This window comes from Azospirillum isscasi (genome assembly GCF_030849505.1).
GTDB lineage: Bacteria > Pseudomonadota > Alphaproteobacteria > Azospirillales > Azospirillaceae > Azospirillum > Azospirillum isscasi.
On the sequence record NZ_JAUJFI010000195.1, the window covers coordinates 1 to 9,396 of the forward strand.

Sequence of the window (9,396 nt, forward strand, 5' to 3'; positions counted from 1 at the left end):
CAGACCGTGCAGAAGGGCGACTTCCTGGCCGAGGTGGACCCGCGGCCCTTCAAGCTCGCCGTCGAACAGGCCGAGGCGAAGGCGCGCGAGGCGCAGGCCGGCGCCCGCCGCGCCGCCGGGCAGGCCCGCGGCGGGGAGTCGGGTTATGGGGTGCACCGCTTCCCCAACGGCGACGTCTACGAAGGGTCCTGGAACCGCGGGCTGGGCAACCTCTCCGTGCAGGGCACGATCAGCCGGAACGGGGTGGGGGTCTACCGCTTCGCCAACGGTCAGGTCTACGAGGGGGAGTGGAAGAACGACCAGATGTCCGGTTACGGCGTCCTGAGCTTCCCGTCCGGCGACCGGTTCGAGGGGACCTTCGTGAGCGCGGTGCCGAACGGGCCCGGCGTCTACCGCTTCGCCAACGGCGATTCCTACGCGGGCGAGGTCCGCCAAGGGCGCGTGGACGGCCATGGCGAACTGGCCTTCGGCAACGGCGAGCGCTTCAGCGGCGTCGTGGTGGACCGGCTTCCGGCGGGGCCGGGCGAGCTGTCCATGCGCGGCGGCACCCGCCATGTCGGGCAGTTCCGCGGCGGCATCCAGGACGGTCCGGGTGCGGCCATCGACTCCGCCGGCGCGATGCAGCCCGGCATCTGGCGCGGTGCCACACTGCTGAGCCGCTAAAGCGGATTGCGATCCGCTTTGGACCGCGTCGGACGGTGCCGGTCTTTGGTGCGAAGCGCTGCTGAAAATAAAGGCATCCTTATGGAAGTGAGCAAAATTTAATCAATATGCGACGGCCTGCATAATTCGTAAGCGAATCCTTGGCGGCCCTTCCCGGCGGATTTGCTGGCTTCCGCAAGTCCGGGGCGTTGTGGCATCACATTTGCGAAGCATCCCCCGTGGCGCCTGAGGCGGGCGCCAGACCAAAGAACGGGGGGTATTCACAATGTTCAAGTCGGGCTTCAAGACCGGCCGCACCCTGGCGGCTGCCGCCGGCCTTGCCGTCACGTTCGCCGCGGGCTTTGCCGCACCCGCGTCCGCCCAGGACACCATCAAGGTCGGCATCCTCCATTCCCTGTCGGGCACCATGGCGATCAGCGAGACCACGCTGAAGGACGTCATGCTGATGCTCATCGAAGAGCAGAACAAGAAGGGCGGCGTTCTCGGCAGGAAGCTGGAGCCGGTCGTCGTCGATCCCGCCTCCAACTGGCCCCTGTTCGCCGAAAAGGCGCGCGAGCTGGTCACCAAGGACAAGGTGGCCGCGGTGTTCGGCTGCTGGACCTCGGTCAGCCGCAAGTCGGTCCTGCCGGTGTTCGAGGAGCTGAACAGCATCCTGTTCTACCCTGTGCAGTATGAGGGCGAGGAGTCTTCGCGCAACGTCTTCTACACCGGCGCCGCTCCGAACCAGCAGGCGATCCCCGCCGTCGATTATCTGGCGGAGAAGGAAGGCGTGAAGCGCTGGGTGCTGGCCGGCACCGACTACGTCTACCCGCGCACGACCAACAAGATCCTCGAAACCTACCTGAAGTCCAAGGGCGTCAAGGCCGAGGACATCCTGATCAACTACACCCCGTTCGGCCATTCCGACTGGCAGAACATCGTCGCCGACATCAAGAAGTTCGGCTCCGCCGGCAAGAAGACCGCGGTCGTCTCGACCATCAACGGCGACGCCAACGTCCCCTTCTACAAGGAGCTGGGCAACCAGGGCATCAAGGCGCAGGACATCCCGGTCGTCGCCTTCTCCGTGGGTGAGGAGGAACTGGCCGGCATCGACACGAAGCCGCTGGTCGGGCATCTGGCCGCCTGGAACTACTTCATGTCGGTGAACACGCCGGAGAACGCCGACTTCATCAAGAAGTGGCAGACCTTCACCAAGAACGACAAGCGCGTCACCAACGACCCGATGGAGGCCCACTACATCGGCTTCAACATGTGGGTGAAGGCGGTCGAGAAGGCCGGCACCACCGACAGCAACGCCGTGATCGACAGCCTCGTCGGCGTGTCGGTTCCGAACCTGACCGGCGGCTACTCGGCCATGCTCCCGAACCACCACATCACCAAGCCGGTGCTGATCGGCGAGGTGCAGGAGAACGGCCAGTTCGAGACCGTCTCCAAGACGCCGGGCCTCGTGGTCGGCGACGAGTGGTCGGACTTCCTGCCGGACAGCAAGGACCTGATCTCCGACTGGCGCGCCCCGATGTCCTGCGGCAACTTCAACGTGAAGACCGGCAAGTGCGGCGGCAAGGGGTCGTGAGGACCTGAGCAACGGCAACGTGTTGCCCCCTCCCTAACCCTCCCCTGCGAGAGCGGGGGAGGGCCGGGGTGGGGGCAGGCGCCCTCTCTTTGAATAGCCTTCCGACACATCACGGGAACCGCGATGCACCGCGCACTCTGCTGGCTGCTGGCCGCGTTTCTGGCGCTGGCCGCACCCGCCGCCTTCGCCGCCGATCAGGGCGCCGCCGATCTGGCCCCGCTGGTCCGCGGCCTGGGCGCCGGCAGCTACGCCGACACCGAAAAGGCCCTCTCGGCGCTTGCCGGGACCGGCGACCCCGCCGCCGTGCCGGTGATCGAGGCCCTTCAGGCCGGCGACCTGCACGTCCGCAAGGCGGACGGGGCCGTGGTCGTCGCCAAGCGGGCCGGCAGCGGCTTCGCCCTGACCGACCCGCTGACCGGCGCCGCGCTGGGCGAGGCGGACCGCAACGCGGTCGAGAAAATCCGGATCAACAACGCCCTGCGCCGCACGATCAGCGCGACGCTCGGCGCGCTCACCCTGATGAGCCCCGATGCCAACACCCGCCGGCAGGCCGCCGAGGCGGTGTTCAAGAGCCGCGACGCCAACGCGCTGGACGCGCTGAACACGGCGCTGGCCAAGGAAACCGACGAGCGCGTGCGCCGCGCGATGACCCAGGCGCGGGCCGCCGTCCTGCTGGCCGGGGATGCCGCGGACGCCGACAAGGTCGCCGCCGTCGCGGTGCTGCAGGAACGCGGCGACCAGGACGCGCTGGCCCTGCTGAACGGCGCCGCCAACAGCGTCTCCAATGGGGGCAGCGACGCGGTGAAGGACGCCGCGAAGAAGGCCGTTGCGTCGGTCGAGCAGCGGCTGGCCCTGTGGGGCGCCGCGCAGAACCTGTGGTACGGCCTGTCGCTCGGCTCGGTCCTGCTGCTGGCGGCGATCGGGCTGGCGGTCACCTTCGGCGTCATGGGCGTCATCAACATGGCGCATGGCGAGATGGTGATGATCGGCGCCTACGCCACCTTCCTGGTGCAGGAAGCCTTCCGCCAGTGGGCGCCGGGCCTGTTCGACTTCTCCATCCTGGTGGCTCTGCCCGTCGCCTTCCTCGTCTCCGGCGCGGTCGGCGTCGCCATCGAGCGCAGCGTGATCCGCTGGCTCTACGGCCGCCCGCTGGAAACGCTGCTGGCGACCTGGGGCCTGTCGCTGGCGTTGCAGCAGGCGGTGCGCTCCATCTTCGGGCCGACGAACCGCGAGGTCGGCGCCCCGTCCTGGATGTCCGGGGCGTTCGAGCTGGGCGGGCTGACCATCACCTACGGGCGGCTGTGGATCGTCGTCTTCGCCTTCCTCGTCTTCGGCGCCCTTCTGGTGGCGCTGCGCAAGACGTGGTTCGGGCTGAGCATCCGCGCGGTCACCCAGAACCGCAGCATGGCCAACGCCATGGGCATCCGCACCGCGCGGGTGGACGCGCTGACTTTCGGGCTCGGTTCGGGCATCGCCGGGCTGGCCGGGGTGGCGCTGAGCCAGATCGACAACGTCAGCCCCAACCTGGGCCAGGGCTACATCATCGACAGCTTCATGGTCGTGGTGTTCGGCGGCGTGGGCAATCTGTGGGGCACGCTGGTCGGCGCGCTGGCGCTCGGCGGCGTCAACAAGTTCCTGGAGCCCTACGCGGGCGCGGTGCTGGGCAAGATCCTGGTGCTGATCTTCATCATCCTGTTCATCCAGAGGCGTCCGCGCGGCCTGTTCGCGCTGAAGGGCCGGGCGGTGGAGGCCTGATCCGATGCTGACCCGATTTTTCCTCATGGGCCTGGACAAGAAGGCCGGCGTGCTGCTGACCGTCCTGGCGGTGCTGGCCGTGGCGGTGCCGTTCATGGCGCTGGGCACGGCGCCGGACTCGCCCTGGCACCTGTCCACCCACACGGTGGCGCTGCTCGGCAAGTATCTGTGCTTCGCGCTGCTGGCGCTGTCGCTCGACCTCGTGTGGGGCTACGTCGGCATCCTGTCGCTGGGGCACGCCGCCTTCTTCACGCTCGGCGGCTATGCCATGGGCATGTACCTGATGCGGCAGATCGGCTCCCGCGGCGTCTACGGCAACGCGGACCTGCCGGACTTCATGGTCTTCCTGAACTGGACGGAACTGCCCTGGTACTGGCACGGCTTCGACCATTTCTGGTTCGCCGCGGTCATGGTGATGGTGGTGCCGGGCCTGCTGGCCTTCGCCTTCGGCTGGTTCGCCTTCCGCTCGCGCGTCACCGGCGTCTATCTGTCGATCATCACGCAGGCGCTGACCTTCGCGCTGATGCTGGCCTTCTTCCGCAACGACATGGGGTTCGGCGGCAACAACGGCCTGACCGACTTCAAGGAGATCCTGGGCTTCGACATCCAGGCCGCCTCGACCCGCGTCGGGCTGTTCGTGGCGACGGTTGTGGCGCTGGCCATCGGCTACGTCCTGGCCTCCGCCGTCGTGGCGTCCAAGCTCGGCAAGGTGCTGATCGCCGTGCGCGACGCGGAGAGCCGGGTGCGCTTCATGGGCTACGAGACCGACCGCTACAAGCTGTTCGCCTGGACGCTGTCGGCCTGCATGGCCGGGGTGGCGGGCGCGCTCTACGTGCCGCAGGTCGGCATCATCAACCCCTCGGAATTCTCCCCCGCCAGCAGCATCGAGGCGGTGATCTGGGTCGCCGTCGGCGGGCGCGGCACGCTGGCCGGGCCGGTGCTGGGCGCGGTGCTGGTGAATTTCGGCAAGAGCTACTTCACGGCGGCCCTGCCGGAGCTGTGGCTGTTCGCTCTGGGCGGCCTGTTCGTGCTGGTCACCCTGTTCCTGCCCAAGGGCATCCTGGGCCTTGCCGCGCAGTTGCGCCAACGCCTGCCGTCGCGGGGCGCCGTCGCCGGCACCCCGGCCGGCCAGAAAGGGGTCTGATACATCATGAGCGCGGAAGACACCCTGCTGTATCTGGACGGCGTGTCGGTCAGCTTCGACGGGTTCCGGGCGCTGAACAGCCTGTCGCTGGTCATCGAGCCGGGCGAGATGCGGGCGATCATCGGGCCGAACGGCGCCGGCAAGACGACCATGATGGACGTCATCACCGGCAAGACCCGTCCCGACACCGGCACCATCCTGTTCGAAGGCCGGACCGACCTGACCAGCCTGCGCGAGCCGGCCATCGCGAACCTGGGCATCGGGCGCAAGTTCCAGCGCCCCACCGTGTTCGAGATGCACACGGTCTGGGACAATCTGGAACTGTCGCTGAAGGCGCCGCGCCGTCCGCTGAAGACGCTGACCTATTCGGCCACGAAGGAGGACCGGGCGCGAATCGAGGAGATCCTCGACATCACGCGCCTGTCGCCGCGCCGCGACCGCCCGGCGGGCAGCCTGTCGCACGGCGAGAAGCAGTGGCTGGAGATCGGCATGCTGCTGGCCCAGGACCCGAAGCTGCTGCTGGTGGACGAGCCGGTGGCCGGCATGACCGACGCGGAGACGGAGCAGACCGCCCACCTGCTGAAGGACATCGCCGGCAAGCATTCGGTGATCGTCGTGGAGCACGACATGGTCTTCGTTCGCGAACTGGGCGTGAAGGTCACGGTGCTGCACGAGGGCTCGGTGCTGGCCGAAGGCTCGCTGGATTCGGTGAGCGCCAACAAGCAGGTCATCGACGTCTATCTGGGCCGGTGACCGTCAACATTTCCCCTCCCCCCGAGGCGGGAGAGGGGTTTTGGATCAGAGGAATCCGCATGCTCGACGTACGGTCTGTCGATCTCCATTACGGCGCGGCGCAGGCGCTGCGCGGCGTGTCGCTGACGGCGGAGGTGGGGAAGGTCACCTGCCTGCTGGGGCGCAACGGCGTCGGCAAGTCCTCGCTGCTGCGCGCCATCGTCGGGCTGAAGCCGGTGTCCGGCGGAACCATCGCCTGGGACGGCGGCGACATCACGAAGCTCGCCCCGTCCGAACGGGCGCGGCGCGGCATCGCCTATGTCCCGCAGGGGCGCGAGATCTTCCCGCTGCTGACGGTGCGGGAGAACCTGCTGACCGGCTACGCGCCGCTGAAGCGGGCCGACCGCTCCATCCCCGACGAGGTGTTCGAGCTGTTCCCTGTGCTGAAGTCCATGCTGGACCGCCGCGGCGGCGACCTGTCGGGCGGGCAGCAGCAGCAACTCGCCATCGGGCGGGCGCTGGTGACGCGGCCCCGGCTGCTGGTGCTGGACGAGCCGACCGAGGGCATCCAGCCCTCGATCATAAAGGACATCGGGCGGGCCATCGCCTACCTGCGCGACAAGGGCACCATGGCGATCCTGCTGGTGGAGCAGTATTTCGAGTTCGCCCGCGATCTGGCCGACGACTGGGCGGTCATGGAACGCGGCGAGGTCATGCTGGCGGGCAGCCGCGACGGGCTGGAGGAGAGCGAGGTCCGGCGGTACCTGACCGTCTGACGCGCCTCCGTCCGGGGTATCCTCGCGAAGGCGGAGCTGCGGTCCCGCCATCCTGTGCTTCCCGTGGTGGGCACCGGGAACGCCGCCTTCGCGAGGATGGCACCCCTGCGCTTTGTGGAGCTTGGCGGCGGGCGGCGATGCGCTACCATCGGTGACGTCGTTTCCACACCGAAGGCAGTTCCGAATGTCGAGCGCCCTGTCCGTCGAACCCGTTCTCCAGCAGGTTGACCGCAGTTTTGAAGACTCCCTGGGCCGCCTGTGCGACCTGCTGCGCATCCCCAGCGTCAGCACCGACCCGGCCTGCAAGGGCGACGTGCGCCGCGCCGCGGACTGGCTGGCGCGCGAACTGAGCGGGCTGGGCTTCGACGCCTCCGTGCGCGATACGGCGGGCCACCCGATGGTCGTCGCCCACCATGCGGGGCCGGGCGGTGACGATGTTCCGCACATCCTCTATTACGGCCATTACGACGTGCAGCCGGCGGAACCGCTGGAGCTGTGGAACAGCCCGCCCTTCGAGCCGGCCATCGTGGAGGCCGAGCATGGCCGCCGCATCGTCGCCCGCGGCGCCGTGGACGACAAGGGCCAGGTGATGACTTTCATCGAGGCGTTCCGCGCCTGGCATGCCGTGCACGGCACCCTGCCGATCCGCGTGACCGTCCTGCTGGAGGGCGAGGAGGAGACGGGAAGCCCGAACCTGCTGCCCTTCATGAAGGGCAACGCGGAGGAGTTGAAGGCCGACGTCTGCGTCATCACCGACACCAATTCCTGGAACATCGACACGCCGGCCATCACCACCCGGCTGCGCGGCCTGCTCTATGTCGAGGCGACGCTGCACGGGCCGGACCACGACCTGCATTCCGGCCTGTTCGGCGGCGCGGTGCTGAACCCGATCAACGCGCTGACCCGCATCCTGGGCCAGATCCACGACGAGGACGGGCGCGTCCGGTTCCCCGGCTTCTACGACGACGTGGCCGAGCCCACGGACGAGGAGAAGGCGATGTGGCGGGACCTCGGCTTCGACGAGGCGGCCTTCCTGGCCGGCGTCGGGCTGAAGACCCCGGTGGGCGAGGCCGGGCGCAGCGCGCTGGAGCGGCTGTGGTCGCGCCCGACCTGCGACATCAACGGCATCTGGGGCGGCTACACCGGCGAGGGCTCCAAGACGGTGATCGCGGCCAAGGCGTCGGCCAAGCTGTCCTGCCGCCTCGTGCCGGCCCAGGACCCGGAGAAGATCCTGGCCGGGATCAGGAGCTTCCTGGAAGAGCGCACCCCGGCGGACGGGCGTTGGGAGGTCAAGGTGTTCAGCCATTCGCCGGGCGTCCAGGTGCCGACCGACAGCCCCTATCTGCGCGCCGCCATGGCGGGCCTGGGCGACGTGTACGCCAACAGGCCGGCGCTGGTCGGCAGCGGCGGCTCGATCCCCGTGGGCGGCTACATCCGGCAGGCGCTGGGCTTCGATTCGATCTTCGTCGGCTTCGGGCTGGAGGACGACCGCATCCATTCGCCCAACGAGAAGTTCGAGGTGAAGTGCCTGCACAACGGCATCCGCTCCCACGCCGCCATGCTGGCGCGCTTCGCCGCGCTGTAAGAAACCTTGGCCCCCCCTTTCCCGGCCGGAGCGGGGGGGGGGGCCGCGTCAGTGCGGCTTCAGCGCCTCGACCACCTGCATGTGGCCTTGCAGCGCGCCCAGCGTGAGGGCGGAGTTGCCGGCGGTGTCCATGCGGAAGGGGTTGGCGCCGCGCTCCACCAGCATCCGCGCCACGCGGTCGTGGCCGTTGTTGGCGGCGTACATCAGGGCCGACCAGCCGTGGCTGGCCACCCGGTCCACCGACACGCCGCGGTCGATCAGGACCTTCACGACCCCTTCGTGGCCGCGGGCCGCCGCCGCCATCAGGGCGGTCTTGCCGTCGTCGTTGGTGGCGTCCAGCTCCGCCCCGGCGGCGGCCAGCGCGTGGATCACCGCTTCGTGCCCGCCCCAGGCGGCGTACATCACCGCGGTGGCGCCGTCGGCGGTGCGCAGCTCCGTCTTGGCCCGGCGGTCGATCAGCAGCCGCACCGCGTCCGTCAACCCCTGTTCGGAGGCCAGCATCAGCAGGGTCTTGCCGTTGTCCACCCGCTTGTTCGGGTCGGCGCCGCCGTCCAGCGCGCGTTTCAACTCGTCCGTGCGGCGCATCAGGGCGATGGCGCCGTCGCGGCTGTCCAGCCCGGGCCGGACCTCCGCCGCCGCGGGGGACGCGGGGATGGCGGGGCTGCTGGCCGCGGCGGTGGCGGTGGCGGTCGCAGTGGCGGGCAGCACGCGCCTTTCGCCCGCGGCCTTGATGCGGTCGCGCAGATCGCCGGTGTTGGGAGCCACGATCAGGGCGCGCTCGTAGAAGCGCCGCGCCTCGTCCCAATTGCCGTCGCGCTCGGCCAGGGAGGCCCAGCGGCGGTAGGTCTCCTCCATGGTCGCCAGCAATTCCTGGATCTCCGGCGTGGCCGGAGCGATCTCCCGCAGGCGGGACACCGTCTCATAGGCGTTGTTGTTCGGCGGCGTGGTCAGGAGCTTGGCGGCGATCTGCCGGCGCGCCTGATCGACCAGGACGCGCACGCGCTGGCTGAGGCCGGCGTCGTCTGCCGAGAGGGGGGCCGTCGAGAGGGGAGGCGTCGAGAGGGCAGCGGACGGCGTCGCCGGCGGGGGCGCCGGCATGGCCGCGGCTTGCGGCGCCGCCTGGGGGGCCATCTGGGGCGCCGGTTCGTCCACCAGCGGCGGCAGGGTC

7 protein-coding genes and 1 pseudogene are annotated in these 9,396 nt (G+C 69.3%); 7 read left to right on the forward strand and 1 reads right to left on the reverse strand.

Translation table 11 applies throughout. From position 1 onward, the window contains the following. The 7 genes and pseudogenes from QSG27_RS25365 to QSG27_RS25395 all read left to right on the forward strand — a co-directional run. Nucleotides 1–663, forward strand: a pseudogene (locus QSG27_RS25365) (biotin/lipoyl-binding protein); the annotation flags it as partial. A gap of 265 nt (nucleotides 664–928) precedes the next feature. Beyond that, nucleotides 929–2,236, forward strand: a complete 1,308-nt coding sequence (urtA, locus tag QSG27_RS25370; RefSeq protein ID WP_306711082.1) for an urea ABC transporter substrate-binding protein — start codon at nucleotides 929–931, stop codon at nucleotides 2,234–2,236. A gap of 123 nt (nucleotides 2,237–2,359) precedes the next feature. Beyond that, entirely contained in the window at nucleotides 2,360–3,991 is a 1,632-nt protein-coding gene (gene urtB / locus QSG27_RS25375) for an urea ABC transporter permease subunit UrtB (protein ID WP_306711084.1), read from the forward strand. Nucleotides 3,992–3,995: 4 nt separating this feature from the next. Beyond that, complete coding sequence (urtC, locus tag QSG27_RS25380; RefSeq protein WP_306711086.1) at nucleotides 3,996–5,135, forward strand: urea ABC transporter permease subunit UrtC; 1,140 nt, start codon at nucleotides 3,996–3,998, stop codon at nucleotides 5,133–5,135. Between the two features lie 6 nt (nucleotides 5,136–5,141). After that, the gene (gene urtD, locus QSG27_RS25385) at nucleotides 5,142–5,888 is read left to right on the forward strand and encodes an urea ABC transporter ATP-binding protein UrtD (RefSeq protein ID WP_306711088.1); all 747 of its coding nucleotides are present in this window, start codon (nucleotides 5,142–5,144) and stop codon (nucleotides 5,886–5,888) included. 59 nt (nucleotides 5,889–5,947) lie between these two features. After that, the gene (urtE, locus tag QSG27_RS25390) at nucleotides 5,948–6,643 is read left to right on the forward strand and encodes an urea ABC transporter ATP-binding subunit UrtE (protein WP_306711090.1); all 696 of its coding nucleotides are present in this window, start codon (nucleotides 5,948–5,950) and stop codon (nucleotides 6,641–6,643) included. Nucleotides 6,644–6,827: 184 nt separating this feature from the next. Next, nucleotides 6,828–8,228, forward strand: coding sequence for a dipeptidase (locus QSG27_RS25395; protein ID WP_306711092.1), 1,401 nt, complete (start codon nucleotides 6,828–6,830; stop codon nucleotides 8,226–8,228). Between the two features lie 48 nt (nucleotides 8,229–8,276). Here QSG27_RS25395 and QSG27_RS25400 read toward each other — a convergent pair. Continuing rightward, nucleotides 8,277–9,396 (reverse strand): ankyrin repeat domain-containing protein (locus QSG27_RS25400; RefSeq protein ID WP_306711094.1); only part of this gene is annotated, 1,120 nt, incomplete at its 5' end.

Coding starts and splice junctions, on each gene's coding strand:
- urtA (WP_306711082.1), top strand. CDS start 929: ATGTTCAAGTCGGGCTTCAAGACCGGCCGCACCCTGGCGGCTGCCGCC.
- urtB (WP_306711084.1), top strand. CDS start 2,360: ATGCACCGCGCACTCTGCTGGCTGCTGGCCGCGTTTCTGGCGCTGGCC.
- urtC (WP_306711086.1), top strand. CDS start 3,996: ATGCTGACCCGATTTTTCCTCATGGGCCTGGACAAGAAGGCCGGCGTG.
- urtD (WP_306711088.1), top strand. CDS start 5,142: ATGAGCGCGGAAGACACCCTGCTGTATCTGGACGGCGTGTCGGTCAGC.
- urtE (WP_306711090.1), top strand. CDS start 5,948: ATGCTCGACGTACGGTCTGTCGATCTCCATTACGGCGCGGCGCAGGCG.
- QSG27_RS25395 (WP_306711092.1), top strand. CDS start 6,828: ATGTCGAGCGCCCTGTCCGTCGAACCCGTTCTCCAGCAGGTTGACCGC.